Annotated in this window: 9 protein-coding genes; all 9 read right to left on the bottom strand. The window is 51.5% G+C overall.

The genetic code is table 11. The features are described 5' to 3' along the window. Window positions 1-30: 30 nt before the first annotated feature. Window positions 31-1608 (bottom strand): alpha-L-fucosidase, encoded by a 1578-nt coding sequence (locus tag JIN87_RS04140; RefSeq protein ID WP_200354262.1) that lies wholly within the window; start codon window positions 1606-1608, stop codon window positions 31-33. A gap of 92 nt (window positions 1609-1700) precedes the next feature. Further along, on the bottom strand, window positions 1701-3026 hold the full coding sequence (locus JIN87_RS04145) for a glycoside hydrolase family 117 protein (protein WP_200354263.1): 1326 nt from the start codon (window positions 3024-3026) through the stop codon (window positions 1701-1703). 12 nt (window positions 3027-3038) lie between these two features. Beyond that, entirely contained in the window at window positions 3039-4277 is a 1239-nt protein-coding gene (locus JIN87_RS04150) for a glycoside hydrolase family 117 protein (protein ID WP_200354264.1), read from the bottom strand. A 199-nt stretch (window positions 4278-4476) separates the two neighbouring features. Further along, a complete protein-coding gene (locus JIN87_RS04155; protein WP_200354265.1) occupies window positions 4477-8097 on the bottom strand; it encodes a TonB-dependent receptor plug domain-containing protein in 3621 nt (1206 codons plus the stop codon). Window positions 8098-8423: 326 nt separating this feature from the next. Beyond that, window positions 8424-9692 (bottom strand): glycoside hydrolase family 117 protein, encoded by a 1269-nt coding sequence (locus JIN87_RS04160; protein WP_200354266.1) that lies wholly within the window; start codon window positions 9690-9692, stop codon window positions 8424-8426. A 41-nt stretch (window positions 9693-9733) separates the two neighbouring features. Continuing rightward, a complete protein-coding gene (locus JIN87_RS04165) occupies window positions 9734-11377 on the bottom strand; it encodes a sulfatase family protein (protein ID WP_200354267.1) in 1644 nt (547 codons plus the stop codon). Between the two features lie 87 nt (window positions 11378-11464). Then, entirely contained in the window at window positions 11465-14023 is a 2559-nt protein-coding gene (locus tag JIN87_RS04170) for a right-handed parallel beta-helix repeat-containing protein (protein WP_200354268.1), read from the bottom strand. Window positions 14024-14051: 28 nt separating this feature from the next. Then, window positions 14052-15758 carry a sulfatase family protein gene (locus JIN87_RS04175; protein ID WP_200354269.1) on the bottom strand — a complete coding sequence of 569 codons (1707 nt, stop codon included), beginning with the start codon at window positions 15756-15758 and terminating at the stop codon, window positions 14052-14054. A gap of 13 nt (window positions 15759-15771) precedes the next feature. Beyond that, on the bottom strand, window positions 15772-18039 hold the full coding sequence (locus JIN87_RS04180) for a right-handed parallel beta-helix repeat-containing protein (RefSeq protein ID WP_200354270.1): 2268 nt from the start codon (window positions 18037-18039) through the stop codon (window positions 15772-15774). Between the last annotated feature and the right edge of the window lie 9 nt (window positions 18040-18048).

Here is an 18048-nt window from a genome sequence, read left to right on the forward strand (position 1 = left end):
GGTATCAGAAATTTTGTAAACAATCGGATCCTACTCCGTCTCTATTTTGAAACAGATCGCGATCTTGTTCGACGCTTTAAATGGAGTCGTGACCAGAAGGCCTTCATCCGCCTGCTCCCATGAAATGGTTTCCGGCGAGTCTACCACCGAGACATTGGCCACGGTTCGACCCTCGAGGTTTTCCGGAATAACCGATTTGATGAGCACTTCCTTCTTGCTTCCCGCCCAGCCCATCTGGATGGCGTAGATAGCATCATCCTTGGTCGTGAAGCGGATGTTCTCCTCATTGTAGGATCCGGTCATCTGCACGAAGTGGCCGCTGCTAGCCATGCGCTTTGGGCCTTCGCCGTAGACTTTGAAGGGACGCGTTCCGTATATCGCTTCGCCGTTCGCTCGCAGCCATTTGCCGACACCGAGCAGCGACTCCTTTTGAGCCTCGGGAATCGTGCCATCCGCTCGAGGCGAGATGTTGAGCAACAAGTTCCCGTTTTTGCTCACGATATCGATCAAAGTATGAACGAGCTCCGAGCTCGACTTGATGATCAGTTCCTCCGTGTAGGACCAGCTACCAGTGGTCGTCCACGTGCCGGCGCTGATCGTATCATCGGTTAGCCAAGTATAGTCGGTCAGGTCGTCCATGCGCCCCTTCTCGAAATCGACCACCCCGAGATTCTGCGGCATGTCCTCTTGCTTGTAGGTGATGACCACTTCCTTGCCCCAATCATCAGCAGCATTGAGGTAATAGGCCGCGAACTTCTGACGATTTTCCGCCGGAATCCGATCCAGCCACGAATCGAACCAGATGATGTCCGGCTGGTACGCATCGATCACTTCCTCGAGCTTGCCATTCCACATCACCAAAAAATCCTCCCACGGCATCGTGCCGTAGAGCTTGCTGACTTCCGGATCATCAACGTGCCCAGGAGCTACACGCTCGAAATACTTCTGGCGGCCGTAGTAGTGCCAGCGCCTTTGGTCTTTCACGGAACTACCTTCCGCTGCCTGCCCCATCTTGGCATGGTGAAAGGTCGTGACGAGCTTCATACCGCGCTTGCGGATAGCTTTGGATATTTCGCCCACGATATCGCGCTTAGGTCCCGTATCGACCGTATCCCACGGCGTTAGTGCGGAATCCCACATCGAGTAACCATCGTGATGCTCAGCCACAGGTCCCGCGAATTGAGCGCCCGCCAAGTAGAAAAGATCCGCCCATTCTTCCGCGTTGAAATTCTCCGCCCGAAACTCAGGGAACAGATCATGGTACTCTACGTCCTTCGGTTCACCGTACTTCTCCAGGTGGAAATAGTGCTCGCGAAAGGTCTGAAAGCCAACGCCTAGGTTGTAGTTGCGCTTCTGCTTGTTTTCCACAGGGCGCTTACCGTTGACCGTACCATACATGGTCCGCGGGTAGTGCTCGTTTCCGAAAGCAGGCACCGAGTAAGGCCCCCAATGGAAATAGATGCCAAACTTCGCGTCGCGAAACCACTCAGGAGATTCGTTGTGAGCCGCTAACGACTCCCAATTCTCTTCGTAGCTCGCTGCCATTGGGGTCGAAGCAGCAAGCGTTAGGACTGTCGCCAAAACTCGGTTCACAATTATCTTTGTCATCTGTCCTTGTCCCCTTGTCTCAAAGTGTTTCGGAATCCGGACTAAATCAGGGATTCAGATCCCTCGAATCAATCAGCGACCAAACCACATCTCTATTGCTTATTCTCCACCTGAAATGACTGTTTCGCCCCTTCGATTGCTTTCTTTCTCCTCCGAGAATCTTTAAACTTCGCCGGATCGTCGAGGACAGCCCTCACCTGACCGTAGTGTCGATAGCGATACGGCACCAAGGCCGTTTTCGCTTTTTCTCGGTGCAGATCGCAGTCGTAGCGAACCAACCAATCCCAATCGTCCCGCACATAGGCGAGCCCCCAAGTGAACCCCTTACCATCACCTGTATCCCAAAACTTGTCCTCGATGTAGGATCCGCCTGCTGGGGGAATGTCCTCTACCGAGGCGACCACTTCGAAGTTCAGCCCATCTGAAGCATACTGGATGGTGTTCTTTTCAGGCCCCGCCCAATCACACATCAACGCTATCCCCTCCCTATACGGCCAAGCCCAAACCTCGTGCCCGCTATTGGTCAACGGGTTCAACGGATGCTTGATATAGGGTCCCTCTGGCTTGTCCGCTATCGCAACACCGAGTTTGGAATCAAAGGGCCAGCGCCCAGATTGCTGCCCTTTGTAATACAACCAATACTTACCTTTGTAGACAGTAATCCCCGGATCGTGCACCTTCCAGCTATCCCAAGCCCCGAGGGGTCCGTCGTGCCATTTCTCCCCCGCCTTGCGCTCAGGATGTGGAGGGCTTGGCCTCAAAATAGGTTCGGACAGTTTCTCCCACGGACCATCCGGAGAATCGGCTCTCGCCATGCCGATGACATTTGGCTGATCCGACTCAGGAAAGGGAAAGCACTGAGCCTGATAACATAAGTAATACCGGCCTTCCGCTATCAGTATGTTGCAAGTGAATACACTTCGATCGTCGAAGGCCCCTCTAACGCCACGACCAACAGCCAATCCCTTTTCTTCCCAAACGAATCCATCTTGCGACTTAGCATACCAAATCTCAGCTAAATCCCAGCGGTACGCCCTCGAGGTTTCGGGGGCATCCCGCCACTTCTGCGTCGGTTTCGAACCAGAAATCCTCGTGTACCAAACATAGTAAAACTCGCCGACCTTGATAATGTTACTCGGATCACGACGCCCTACCCCTTCCTCATATGCAAGCCCCTCAACGGGAGTATAGCGGAACAATGTATAAAACTCGTTCTGGCTATCATCGACCTCGAATCGCTCCATCGCTGAGCTTCTCTTCGTTTCGGGTTCACCTTTAACGTTTCCAATCGCAAGCATGAGACCTCCCAACAGTAGTAGGGCTCCCCTCAGCCTTGCAGCGATTCTAGTACTAACAAATGGGAGCGAGCTGCCTGGCAGTATCCAAGAATTACCGTTTGAACGAAGTTTGCTCTTCATACTAAGACACTCCTATTGTGTATGAGAATCGAGATTGGCTTGTTCTTTCAGAATTCTCGCTCTCTGTCCCTTAGTCAGCCCGATTCCCTTCTGAAAATAGGTCTCTTCGGAAAATCGCAGGTTGTTGCGCTTGAACTCGGGGCGATCGACTTTGCGACTCAGATCGCAATCGAAGCGAGCGAGCTTGTTCTCGTTGGTCGCGCCCGTCCCATGGGGGCTCATGTGGCAAAGCCCCCAAGTAATGCCTTGTCCGTCGCCATTGTCCGCGAAGGCGTCTGATACAAAAGGTCCGGGAGCGAGCGGCGGCACTTGCACAATCGACATCATCTCGAAGTTCACTCCATCCGGAGCGAATTGGACCGTATTCTTCTCTGGCCCGTCAAGACTCACCAGAGCCGCGATCCCGTCCTTCCAAGGAAAGAGACAGGTCTCGTGCCCGGAGTTCAGCACCGGATTCAGCGGCGACTTCACAAATGGTCCTAACGGATGCTCAGCGATAGCCACCCCCTGGGCTCGCACCAGCGTCCCGTCCGCTCCCCCCTTCCCAGGGGAACCTTTGTAGTAGAGGTGGATCTTTCCATTGAATACCAATGGGTACGGGTCGTGGATCGCGTTGCTGTCCCATTCGCCCGGCTTGCCAAAATCAACGACAACCTTGCCCAGCGCCTTCCAAGGGCCATGAGGTGAATCCGCTTCAGCAACCGTGGCTGCCGCACGATCCCCCTGCAACCCAGGGATCTCATTGAAGCCTTGGTAGTAGAGGTAGTACTTCCCTTCCCATACAAGTACGTCTGGAGTGGATACAGAGCGCCAACCATAGCCCGGTTTCGCGGGACGCTCTATCGCAACACCCTGCTCTTCCCAAGTAAAACCGTCCTTACTGGTCGCGTACCAGATTTCCGCCAAATCCCAATCGAAGGAGGGGCGCGTATCCGTGGCCAACTGCGGTCCAGCAGGAGGCAATTCGGTCTGACGACGCGTGTACCAGACGTAATAGGTTCCGTCGATCTTCAATACCTTAGTCGGGTCACGTCGCGAGGTGCTGCCCTTGTCCACGAAGCCCTCCAACTTCGAGTATTTGAAATTACTGTACAACTCGTTGCCGCGATCCTCATGCGGATTCCACTGATCGTAGAGGCGTTCCACCGCCGCGCTAATCGGAAACCCAGTAGGTTTCTCCTCGGGCATCACCCCCGGAAATACAGAAGCTTCATTTGCCAGCGTACTTACCCCAGAAAAGGTAAGAATCATGACCACTATCACATTCACTATTTTTCCCATAGACCTACGTTCATCCTTTCCGATTCTATACGTTGTTGCGCTTCGTTCTGCTGTTTCCCCATTCGGTATGGTTCAAATTTAATTTCCAACACAAAGAGCTGCCACGTCTCCGCGGCAGCTCCTCCATTGTTCGCCCTGAAAGGGCTGTACCGTTACAGTTCAACCTATACTAGAAATCGAATGAATTGGTTAGCTGCCAAGTAGTGGATCCTGGGATACGTACGGCTGCATAAGAACCGTCTGGCTGCGTGGAGAGCGGAATCAGATCCTTATCCGCAAGAAGGTCTCGCACATTCAGTTGGATACGCCACTTAACGCCGTTACCAATCTTGGTGCTGTAGCTGGCCATGAAATCGACCTTCGTGTCGTCAGGACCGACATGTGGGTTTGCCAAGTGGTAAACAGGATCACCGTTTTCGTCCTCGGTCAGGTCGTAACCAAGGATAACGTCGTCCGCCCATCGTACCCCGCCACCGAGGGCAAGGCCCTTGAAGCGACCGTCCTTGAACTCGTAGCGACCCACAGCGTTGAAGTGCCAAGTACGCAGCTCAGGAGACGCTGTACCTTCAAGCAATTTGGTGAGCGAATAAGGAGCGCGGAACTTGTTCCACTGCTTCCGGATATTGTTCTTACCACCCCCACCGTAGAGACGAAGATTACCAATTTCAGATGTAGCTAACCAGTGGTCCACCATCTCTACGAATTGGATCACCTGCTGGCCTCCCACGTTGTTTCGGAAGGCTTCGATCTTTGAAGCGTTCATTGTCAAACGAAGCGATTCGGTCGGACGAGCCGTAAACTCGTACTCCGTTCCGATGGAAGTCGCGTCCTCTGTGAAGTTCAAGCCAGTAGGATTCTTCTGGGTGAACCTGATGTTCTCGCCACCTTGACCGAGTCCTGTGAGATTCCAAGCATCAGCGAAGGTTGGGAAAGTAGTGATCAACTCATCACGGAAAGCCCGCCAGTCTGCCACTACCAAATCCTCATACTCTTGGTCGAAGACACCGTCAGGGTTCTTCATGTTGTAGTACCAAGGATGTGCCCCATTGGTGACCACGTCGCTTTTGTTCCAATGATTACGCTTTAAGTTGTAGTTGAAAACATTGGACCATGTTTCGCCAAGAGCGACAATGTTACCCATGATCCAAGTATTGGCCAAATAGGCCGAACTAGCGTCATTCACCGTTGTCTTGTACCTGGTTACTTTAAGGGAGTAATTATTGTCCTTTGTCGAAACGAGGATGCTCTTATCACGCGTGCTTCCGGAAGGCGCTGCGATCGGAAGACCGAACATGTCATTGCGTCCCGCGCCTGGCTGGAAGTTTTCCGACTCGTTGTAATACAGGCTTACATTCAACGGCATCCAGTCTGGAGAACCGAGCAACTCGTTCAAGTGACCGGCCACGCTGTATGAATGCGATTGCCCGCCTTCTTCGTTCGGATCGAAATCGAGATTATAGATATCCGGATCAACATTCGCGATCTTCGTATTCAAATTTGGATTCGACTCAGGAGCGAACTTATTGGTCGGAGCCGTCTTGTTCCAGGTTTTCAATTCGTCCTCGCGCCAGCCATAGGTGCCAACAATCGCCCCATCCCAGAAATACCCCTGCCAGATCAAAGCTTCGGATGTGATCTCGTTGCGGGAGAGATTCCCATTGGAGGTATTGTTCGCCATCGCGATCGGATCGTTTAGCGAGTCCGTGAGCACGTGATCGCGGAAGGTCCAGCCAACATAGTTGGCCGGGTTCTCAGATTGCGTTGAAGTATTGCCGGTACGTGGGTCAATCCAATCAGCCGCTGGATCAATACCAGGAGCGTTCCATTGAGAGTCGAAGGTGTAAATCGGAGCAGTCGACGGCAACTGCACTGCTTGAATCGCTGAGAGATTCAAACCGGAGGCAGAGCTCTTCCCTACAAGAGAATCTCCAATGTAGTGGATCGTGGATACGAGGTTATGTGAGTTTTGCAGATCGAGGTCCGCAACACCTTTTCCCTTCGTCTGATAGTCAACCCATGTAGGATCCATACGGTAGCGGTGGAAGGTACGGTTATCAACCTCTTGGCTACTCTCCGATGCGAGACCAGTAAAGATATGCTTACCCAACAAGCGCGAAACCCAACCTTCATTGTTAGCCAGGAAGTCGTGCTTAAAATAGGCTGTCGCACGAGCCGCATCACGATCCCGGGTTGTGATGTTGTTTGCGCCAATCATAACGTCACCGACATAAGGACGCCCTGCGTTCGGATTCGGGCTGCCGTCCATGAGAGTGGAATTCAGGTCGACATAGATCGAATCGTTCCAACCCAGAATTCCGGTCCGTCCGGCGCTGTACTCTTGGTCGAAGAACGACAACTCGTAGCCAAGGCTACCATTGAGGAACGTATGAGAAATACGGGCGTTGAACACATCCCAATCGGACCATTCCTGCTTGTTCGGACCGTCGATTAGATTGTTGAAGAAATCAAATACCGTTCGGTCCTGCAAATGGCGGCGCTTATATTGACCGAGCTCGGACGCGGGCAGTTCAGCCGAAACTGCATAGTCATCATAATCCTCGATAGTCACATAGTTACCGAAATCGATCCCGAGCCCTCCATCGAGGGTACCGTCAGGGCCTATCCCTCCGCGACGGTTTACGCCCAGGGTTCGGACCGCATAAGGAGATGTCGCGCCTGCAGAGTCCCAAATCCACGCAGGCCCTTGAGCTCCGCTGAAATTCCCCAAGCCAGGGATATAGTCAGGATTGGGCACTTCATCACCGTCTACGGTTATAACCGGCTGAGTTTGGCCATATCCTACCCCCTTGTTGGCATTGCGCACATCGAAGGGATCGAAAAGCCGTCCGCCTATTCCCCCAAGCTGGTTGAATTCTCCATCGGAGTCCTTCACACTGCGGAAGAAAGGCGTGATGTTATCCTGGGGCGTGAGGGTACGTGGGCGATTGCTCTCAATACTGCCGCGCTCAAAGTTCGCCTTGATGGAAAAATCAGTGGAATCTCCTTTCAAGAAACTCGGCACGTACTTAGCAGCCAAGAAAAAGCGCTCGTCGTTATCGAATGCGGGATTTTGGCGAAACTTCTGACGGTCCCCCAATAAAGCGAACTTGATCGCCAATTCGTCTTCCAAAATCACACGATTACTTCGCAACATCATACGGGCACTACCGTAACTTCCGAATCGAAGCTCCGCTTTGTTGCTATCGGTAAACGTGGCTTCGTGCGTAGTTGCATTTACAATACCTGCGGGGCTTCCGAGACCGAACAGGATCGCATTGGGACCACGCTGCATATCAACGCGATCAACGACATAATTGTCCCAAGAGACATCAGTCAGGAAGTAATCGCGAGTATTGTCCGCCCTCGCGAGACCACGAACACGAGTATTGCTGTTCGGGCTCGTGAAGTTGCCTCGTTCATTAATGGCTGTACCGTTGCCAGTTCCGGTAAAAATGCTCTCGGCTCCTCCGACCTCAGTGCTGGTGGTATAGGACAAAAGAGTTTCATTGTCCACTGCTCCGAGGTCTTCCAGCAGTTCCTTGGTGACGACAGAAATTGCGGAACCAACATCCTTCAAATCCGTACGAAGTCGCGAACCGGCCAAAGTGCTGGTCGCTCGATACCCCTCATCCTCTGAACCATCGATGGTGAAAGGTGAAAGTTCGAAAATTTCTTCATCTTCGTCCGCGTCCTGAGCAGATAGAAACGGCGAGCAGAAAAGAGGGAAAGCTCCGCATAGCATCAGCGTTGCACCCCCTCTTGCAAGGGTAGGTAGTTTATCTTTTTTCATATAGGTTGAGGTAACGGGTTTGAGCACTTCAAAGCTCGTTCGAGAGCTACGGGTGTTCAATATGGGTACATAGGGAAAATCGGCGGGACAGCGGGCGAAGCAGCAAGGGGTATAGGGATACAAGTAAAAGAGATGTGGCAACGGGTCAAATTTCACACCTAACTCTCAATGTGAACCGACCCAATACCAGATCCTCAAAAACGACTTGTCGCGAAATGCCAAAGTGTTTCAAAAAAATAGCACAATTCGTAGAAATCGTGACTGCCTTCGTTGCTAAAGGGTTAACTTAGCCCCAATCCCCAACCAAAAAGAAAGACAAAGTGTTCCTACTGCGATCTTTCCAGAGTATCGGTATCGACTTTCTTCTGATCCCGAGCGATTTGCTTTTTTAGCTTCGCTCCGACCACAAACGGATTGTTGAAGTAAGTATCTTCACCAAAGCGAAGATTGCTCCGTTTGAAGTATTCCCGATCCGCGTCTAGACTCAGATCGCAATCAAATCGGGCTAGAATTGATTCACTGGTCGCCCCTCCTCCATCAGGATTGATATGACACAGGCCCCATGTAATCCCACGCCCATCTCCATTTCCCACAAAGGCGTCTGGCACAAAGGCCCCTGGAGCAATGGGGGGCGTCATGACATGCGAGACAATCTTGAAATTCTCACCATCGGGCGACCACTGGATCGTATTTTTCTCGGGACCATCCAAACTGACAATAGCCGCCACTCCCTCACGATAAGGAAAGAGAGCCGTTTCATGCCCGGAATTGAATATGGGATTTAGCGGCGATTTCAAAAAAGGCCCGAGGGGGCTCTCCGCCGTAACCACTCCTTGCATACGTTTGATGAATTCGTGACCTCGTTCAACGGGTGCCCCTTTGTAGTAGAGGTAGATCTTGTCTTGGTAAACAATTGGATACGGGTCGTTGATCTTTACGTTATCCCAGTCCTCTTTCTCCCCCGGCCAGACGACAGGTTCTTCCACAAAGGTCCAAGGGCCATAGGGAGAATCCGAGTGAGCAACGCTCACTGGACAATAGATCTGCCCCCAAGGGTACGAGAAGTCCTTGTACGCTTGAAAGTACAAGTAGTACCTCCCTTCCCAAATGAGTATGTCCGGAGTGCAAATTGTCCGGTGTCCGTAGACCCCCTCTGGTGGGCGACTCACCGCAACCCCCTGCTCTTCCCACACATACCCGTCCTTGCTCGTAGCGTGCCAGATGTCAGCCAAATCCCAATCAGTAGCGGGAATCGTATCAGTCGCCTTCGCTCCAACAGGAGCGTGTTCAGTCTTTCGCCCCGTGTACCAGACATGGTAGACCCCGTCGATTCGGATTACTTTCGTCGGATCGCGTCGGGAAAAGTTCGGTATGTCCTCGAAGCCTTCGAGCTTGGTGTATTTGAAAGCCGTATACAGCTCTTTGCTGTAGTCCTCCTTTCCCTCCCATTCATCGTAAAAACGATGCATAGCGGAGCTTAGGGCCCTATCCTGCGGTTTCTCCTCTGGCAAACGGGCGGGAAAAGCTGATTCAGCTTTTGCGTTCGCCAACGAGCAGGCGCAAAGAACGGAAAATACGAAATGAAAAAACTTCATGAGCATCTAATCTCCACAATCAAAATTTCGTCTCTAAAGAATCACCATACTGAGTTTCTTCGCTCTAGCAATTCTGGATAAGCCTCGTCCAGGTCTCCTACATGCACCTTCAGTTCCAACAACTGGGCTTTCAACTCTTCGACAACCTTTTCGTAGGCGGGGTCTCCATACACATTGTTTTGTTCGTACGGATCTTTCTCCAAATCGAAGAGCTCTAATCGAGCGGGTGTCGCCTCTGGGCGAGTCGCGCCCCAGGAGGAGACCTGATGGAGGTTCTGCTCATTGATTTCTTCGCCAGGCCCATGAGCCCAGATCTCATCCATTCTTGGATGCAGAGCTAATCCGTAGTAGAAAATAAGCTTAAAGCGCTCGGTGCGAATCGCGTAATGGGCTGGAATATCATGATGGGCCCGATGCATCCAGTAGCGATAGTAGGTCGACTGACGCCAGCCTTTAGGCGTCTTCCCTTTCAGGCCCTTCAAGAAAGAGCGCCCTTGCATTTCGCCAGGAATCTCAACGCCCGCAAAATCCAAAAGGGTGGGAGCGAAATCCACGTTGTTGATGATGTCCTTGTTGATGCTATTCGCTTCCACCATCCCCGGGTAACGAACAATGAACGGCATTCTCAAGGATTCCTCGAACGCCCAGCGCTTGTCGACATGGTCATGCTCTCCGAGCATCATTCCCTGGTCTCCGGTATAAACGATCAGCGTATCATCGTACAAACCTTCCTCTTTCAGATAATCCAAAACTCTCCCCACGTTCTCATCCACTCCGGCTACGCACCGTAGATAGTCCTTTAGGTAACGTTGGTACGCTGCCTTCGTCTGCTCGATCGTATCCATGCCTCGGATATCCAGGGAACCATTAGGCCAAAATTCGCCCTGCATGCGTTCCACCCGATTGCGAACCTTATTAGTAGGCGAAACCGTACTACCAAAGTCTCGCGAACCATCCGAACGGTCGCTCTTGTCTTCGAACAAGCTGTGCGGCTCTGGGATATGAACCCCTTCGTACATATCAGCAAAACGTGGAGCATACTCCCATAGACCATGCGGGGCTTTGAAATGACACATCAAGAAGAAGGGCTTTTCAACGTCTCGCTGCGAATCTAGCCACTTCAGCGTTTCATCAGCAATGACATCGCTGGAGTGCCCTTTAAACGGCTCACCACCATCGTTATGGTCCTGCCAAGGCTTCCCCTTTTCTTTCAAAAGCGGATCGAAATACAGGCCTTGCCCTGGCAACACCTTGTAGTAGTCGAAGCCGATCGGCTCCGAATGAAGATGCCACTTACCGATGATCGCGGTCTGGTAACCCGCATTCTGAAACTCCACCGCCATATTGGGCTGGTGGTCTCGGTTCCATGTATCCACGAGAGTCATCAAACCGTTCTTGTGGCTGTACTGACCGCTCAAGATAGAGGCCCGACTCGGCGTACAAATCGAGTTCGTGCAAAAGACGTTTTTGAAAAGCATGCCTTCATTTGCGAGGCGATCGATGTTCCGGGTCGGAGCATACTCCTTCAAACGGCTCCCATAACTACCAACCGCCTGCCAAGTATGGTCGTCCGACATGATAAAGAGAATGTTCGGACGCTTCTTCGCCGCGAGCAATGGATTCGCAACTACGAAGTAGAGACCGACGAGGGAAACGATCGATCGAACTGCTGCGCCTAGAGACATGGGAGGGATCATTGTTTATTGGGATTATTGAGATGCAATTGAGGTCAGGTTCATGAAAAACGGGGATAGAGCTCTTTTTTCCTATTCTTAAGGCGAAACGATGAGCTGATAGAAGCGTGAGGCATTGTGGGCATCCCATTCCGTATCCACATAACCACTCGTCTTCTCAGATTCGAGAAGCCTCCTTCCTTCCCAAACAATCAAGTCGGAACTGTGGGACAGGGCATACTCTCTTTTCATAAGGATAGGAGAAAACAACAGACGTGCTTTCCCTTCATGAAATCTTGCATCAATGGAGACTCTCAATCGGGAATCTTCGTTTACCGGAGAGGTACCTGCCAAAAACTCCTCGTAATTATTCATGCTATCTAAATCCGGATCGCTCCCCCTCTCCGCCACCGATTCCAATGCGATCTCACTCTCGGAGAAGTGCTCTAACAGCCAAGCGCGATACGCTTCGGCCAGTGGTTCACCCTCCGAGTCCTTAGTAGTGAAAGTCCAAACATCGCCTTCGACAAGCGAACCGTCATTCAGCACGGCGTCCACGCGCCAAAAGTACGCCTGCCCCGCATCGAGTCCCCCCGGTTCGAAGATGTTGCCAGTTTCATACTCCCCGATTAGCTTCAGATTCTGCACATCGTTTCCAAGGTACAAGCGATGACGTATCGCCTTGTAAGCTTCTTTCCAAATCAAAGCTGAACCTAGATATACTTCCGTCGCCTTATTGGCCGGAATCGGAAAAGAAGCTTTTCTCTCTTTGTATCCAGGAATCCAATAATGCGGATCCCCAAATTCATAGGCTCCCGCATCTGGAGCATCACCGAAGTAGCCATCCGTGATCCCGGGCACTTCTACACCTGCATCAATCAGACCGGATCCCTGCTTTGGCCTAAAATCATAGTTTGAGAAATCCCGAAACTGACCAGTCAGATTCGCTTCCTCTTCCTCGCCAGACCAATTCCCCTCCACTCTACCAGGAAGAGCCTTCGGATTGTTACGATCTCCACTGACCTGATCTCCAGCATTGTTTAGCGTCTCGCTATTTATGTTTTCATCAGCGAAATCGTAGTTCATCACAATGTCGTTGGAGAGGTTTCCGAAGGACGTGTTGTTGACCATCCGATGCCGATCCCCCTTGAGATGGATGCCTTGAGCACCTGTACGAAAAGCTACATTCCGATAAACATCACCGTCGTAACCGAACGTCCCATTGTTCGTAGTATCAAATCGGATACCTTTTTTAATCGTATCGTGGTCCCAGTTATAGCGAATAACAGCGTCCGCCTGGGCGAGTTTAGTGACCTGTACCGTAGTACCGTCATTCTGGAGAAAGCCGGTTTCAGAGATATCACAGTATTCAACGACAGAGGCGTTAGAAAGATCGATGGTGCTAGATGCACTCGTTTTGCGAATAGTCGTATACCGTATTGTGTTGTTGCTACCGCTGAGCCTCAAGGTAACGCCCAGCCCCGGAATATTCGCACAACTCCAGTCGATATCGTAGAAATAGCAGTTATCGATCAGGTTTCTGTTACCAGCCAAATCCAGGGCGCTGCCTTCCACATGCTCAAAACGGCAGTTGATGATCGAGGCATCATCCGTCCCGCTAAACTCTGTTATTGGAATACTCCCCATATCGCCAAGCATCCGACGGTTGAAGGTCGGATACCAAAACGAGCAATCTTCCAAAACCAAGCCGTCACAGTTACTCCCCCGAAGCGTCACGCCTTCAAATCGAATTCCTTGGATACGCAGGTTCTTCGCATTACTGAGATCTAACGCATAAGTGCGCGTTTTCCCATAAATCCGTCCTCCTGGGATCTCACCATTCGGCCCCCATAGGTAGAGCGTGTTCTCATCAGTATCTAGAAACCACTCGAGCTCCGAATCTAAAAGCCGGAGAACACCCTCAACCCAATAACGATGCGTTTTCGTTTTCGTTTTGTAGGTGTTGTTTATTTTCGGATACGTGAAAAATTCCTGACCGGCAGTATGGCTCTCAATCGTACGGGCATACGTTTTCCAACTCCCGACATTCATGACTGCGGTCGCGCCAGCGAGATCGAAGTCCAAGGAAGCGAGGCTGTTGCCATTCATCGGAAGATCATACTGGCTGCCATTCACGCTCTGAACTCCTCCATGAGCCATCGTTTCGTCACGCTTCCACCAGCTTCCATCGTCCCAACGGGCGTTTGGCCAGCGTGCTGGAATCATTTGCTCACCATCTACAAACAATTGCAAAATAGGTTCAGCCAACTGGATCTTAAAGATGTTACCCTCATGAGAGATCCAGCTAGCTCCCTCAGCCTTAAGCTCGTCCAGCTCTTCGAATCCACTGAATACGACCTCTGCTCCTTCATAGGCCTGAATCGTAGTCTCAGGATCACTCGAACCGCCAAAGTTGCTCAGCTGAAACTCTTCCTCATAGGTTCCTTCTAGAAGATACAATGTATCCCCTGGATCCATACGTCCGAACGCTTCCCGAAAAGTCGCGAGTGGAGTCTCAAGCGAAGTCCCTTCATTCTCGTCGATGCCGTTTGGGCTAAGGTAGTATTCTGCACCCCATGCGAAACCAGCCATCAGGCTGGCACAAAGTACTCCGATTCGGCGCATATCTCCCCACTTTAAAGCAATGGCGATTTCCATGTTTCGACTAGCCCCCCAAAAAGGTTCCCTATTTCATGCTACCGACACCAACGGCATTGGCTCGATTCGACTTCAAAGTACGGTAGCGATCCGCTGTTTCCTTCGCGACCGTTTCGGCTCGCGCCCGATCTTCTTCGTCGTAATCCCAGTATTCGTTAACGGTCCTGTTTACAATCGCCGCAACCTCCGAGTTCGTCACCCCAATTTCTTGGCGTAGTTTGAGAAATTGACGCTTCAAACCAGCAAGTACATATTCGTATTCAGGGTTATCGTACAGATTATTCATCTCTTCGGGATCGTTCTTTAGATCGTAAAGCTCCCACGCGGCAGGAGTTTGAATACGCGACCATTCCTTTTTTCCATTCTCAACTTGGTCCACTCCATGGAAAAGAATCAGCTTAAAACGTTTCGTGCGCATGGCTATATGACCTGGATTGAAGTGCGCTGACATGTGCATCCAGTATTGGTAGTAAACGGCTTCTCGCCAGTCCTCCGGCTCTTCACCGGTTTCAAGAATCTCGCGGAAGGATTTGCCCTCCATGTAATCGGGCTCTTCCAATCCTGCGTAATCCAGCATGGTCACCGGAAAATCGATATTTTGAACCAGGGCGTCGTTCGTACCGGGATCGATGGTCTCCGGATACCGCACGATCAGAGGCATACGCATCGACTCCTCGTAAGCCCAACGCTTGTCGATGTAGTCATGCTCTCCCAGGAAGAACCCTTGGTCTCCCGTGTAGATGATGATCGTGTTATCCATCAAGCCTTCCTGCTCCATGTAGGCGAGGACGCGCCCGAGATTATCATCCACGCCCTTTACGCAGCGCAGATAGCGCTTCAAGTACTCCTGGTAGGCAACACCCAATAGATCATCCGTAACGTCTTCCTCTTCGAGAAACATCAGCCAACCACGATGCGGGTGACGGTCTGCAACAGAGCTCCCAATATAGCGTTCGAGCTCGCCATCGATTCCACGAGTGGCCAAGGAACCATCCCCACGCTCGCGCAAGTTGTCCGGCTCAGGGATCGTGATATCCTCCAAGTAGTCGGCGTAGCGAGGAGCGAATTCGAAATCATCATGCGGAGCTTTGAAATGTAGCTTTAGAAAGAATGGCTGGTTCGGGTCGCGCTTCTCCTTAAACCACTCCAATGCAGAGTCCGCCACGCAATCCGTGGAATGGCCACTCATCTGCACGGCACCCTTATAGCTTTTCGTAAAGCTACGACCGTTCCGAGAATACTCTTTCTTTACCGTTTCCTTCGCGCCCGTCTCGTAGAATACGGGATCGAAATAATCGCCCTGCCCTTGCAGTACCTTGTAGTAATCGAAAGCGTCCGGGCGCGCGACAAGGTGCCATTTTCCAATCACCGCCGTTTGGTACCCTGCCTTCTTCATTTCTAAGGCCAAGTATTGACGTTCCTTGGACAAAGGCTGGTTGAGCGAAGTGATCCCATTGGTATGAGAATACTGGCCGGTCATGATACTGGCCCGGCTCGGCGTGCAAATCGAGTTGTTGCAAAACGCGTTTTCAAAGACCATGCCTTCGCGTGCCAGGCGGTCGATGTTGGGAGTTGGGTTCAGCCCTGCCAAGCGGCTCCCATAAGCTCCAATCGCCTGAGCCGTGTGGTCATCCGACATGACGAACAAGATGTTCGGCTTCTGCTGCTTTGAAAAGGCGTTCGCAAACCCAATTCCCAAGCATACGAAAGCTAGGACCGTATTTCTAAACTTCATACAAAACTTCCTCCTAGGAGTCATTTCGCCCAAGCAGATCGCTAAACGTTTTACCTTCCTCGCGCAAACGCTCCACTGCGGGCTTGCTTAAGAGACCAATCGACTCGAACGGGATTTGCTCGAAACCGTTTCGCAAGGCAGGAGAACCTTTCTTGAGGCGAAAGTTGAAATTCTCGAGATCAACGAACATCGGGTCTGCAGCAAGACTGGCTTCATCATTTCCAGTCTCCTGACGCCGCTTCAGCCATTTCGCTGTCCCCTCCTCGTCTCCAGCAGCGTAATACACATTTCCATCGCCGTAGTGCACATCGATTTTTCCAATAAAGAGAGTATTGTCGTCAGGGTGCATGAAGATGTTTCGGTTCAAACTCGTTCCGCGACTGCCTTTCTCGTGTTCCGGATCCAAAGAAGTAACCTTCCCCACAGCGCTAGAACCCCAATTAAGAACCATATTGTTCTCGAACGAATTCTCATGTTTCAAGTTCACGCCTGCGTACGGGCCACCTTGCATACCAATAAGAATATTTCCATAAAACTGAGACTCATACTGCTCGTCGTCATTCCGGAAGATACCAGGCCCCGCAGCGGTTGAATGGACCAAATTGTAACGGAAGGTGTTACCCATCGTTCCCGAGAGATAGAGAGCGTTTCCGTCGCCGCCTTCGCCCATGACCGCTTCCACTTCATTGTACTCGATGATGTTTCCACGACTGTGAGCGTAATCGAGGCAGCCTTTGAAAGTGGCTGGCTTTCCGCCGATTTCGTCCCAACGCATGATACGCATGATCTCACGAAGGTTTGGATACGCAGTCGGGAAATCAGGAAAATCCTTGAACCGGTATCCAAAGAACCTTGGACGAACCCCAGACACTACAATCGCATCGTACATCGTATCGTGAATGTAGTTATGGCTAATGGTATTGTGACCACTCTGGAAAACGAAGATCGAGAGGGCGTGGAACCACAAACGCCCTACCCGAGAAATCTCGTTGTTCGTAACGATGTTGTGATGATTAACATCCTTAGTGCCCGGACCGTATCCGCAGAGCAAGATTCCGGTGTATCCAAGGTTATCCAACAGATTTCCTTCAATACGGTTATTCTGAGCATAGAGATCGAGACGGATTCCGGTACCCGCACTATTCAAGAAGGAGCAATCCGTAACCTCACAATTTTCCGCTCCACGTAAACGCACGAACGCGTTCCCTTCATCGAACATTTCCCAATCATGCTGGATGCCACGGCTATCCTTTCGCAATACGAGACGTTTACCGTGCTTAAAGGTCAGCCCCTTAATTGTCACTCCACGAACCGGAACGTCATTGTCGCCCCACTCATCGTTTTCTCCATCGATACGAATGTACTCGGCCAAGGTAGGAGCTACGATTCGTTGCTCCAATTGAGTTTTGCTCTCGGGCCAAAGATAGACTTTTCCCTCTACCGTATTCGCGATCCAAGTACCAGGGCGAGTGAGGCCTTCCGGGACATTGCAAAGATCGCCGATCCCCTCAACCATTTCCTTCTCCACATCGTGGTTAGCACGTTTGCGGGGGGGATTATCGCTGAGCTTGTAAGTCCCCTCCACGCTTGTTCTAGCCAGCTTACTTTCAAGGTCTACAGACTCGAGCTGGAGGAAGTTCGCCACCCAGTTACGGGTTGGCATCTTGTAGATTTCGATATCTCCGATATTCTCCCAGTTTCTAAAGGGGCCTTCCTTAATCCGCAGAAGGTCACGTTCTTCCCAACGTGTTCTGACGCCACCTCGCGCCATAGGCAGTTTCGGATCCGTTCGGAACTTCGCACGGGCACGATCGATGATGTCTTCCTCGTCCCAGAGAGAATAGAAGCGCTCTACGCCTTCAGGAATATCCGCGACATACAAATTGCCTTTCGCTACGTCAGGAGTGCCCTCGGGATAGACTTTCGCCTTTTTCCAGCCGGTGATCTCCACGCCTGAATCCAAAACAGGGACCTCCCCCGGAAAGGCTTCGTAAGAAACATTCAACCCCAACGGCGCGCCGTCCTGCACCTCTAGGACAAAGGTTTCCCTCAAGGAATGACGACCTCCGCGTAGAACCACACGGATATTCTGACGTCTCTCAACAGCCGACAAAGAACGGATCTGATCCCTCGCTTGCGTCAAACTAGCGAACGGAGAGTCAATCGCGCCGCTTCCACTATCGGAGCCACTAGGCGAAACATAGTAGATTTTCTCCGCATGCACGCTTGCACAAAGCGCAAACGCAGCGGCGACCCTGAGTGAACTAATAATTGTCTTCATATCGAAACT

Source organism: Pelagicoccus mobilis, assembly GCF_016595505.1.
Lineage (GTDB): Bacteria > Verrucomicrobiota > Verrucomicrobiia > Opitutales > Opitutaceae > Pelagicoccus > Pelagicoccus mobilis.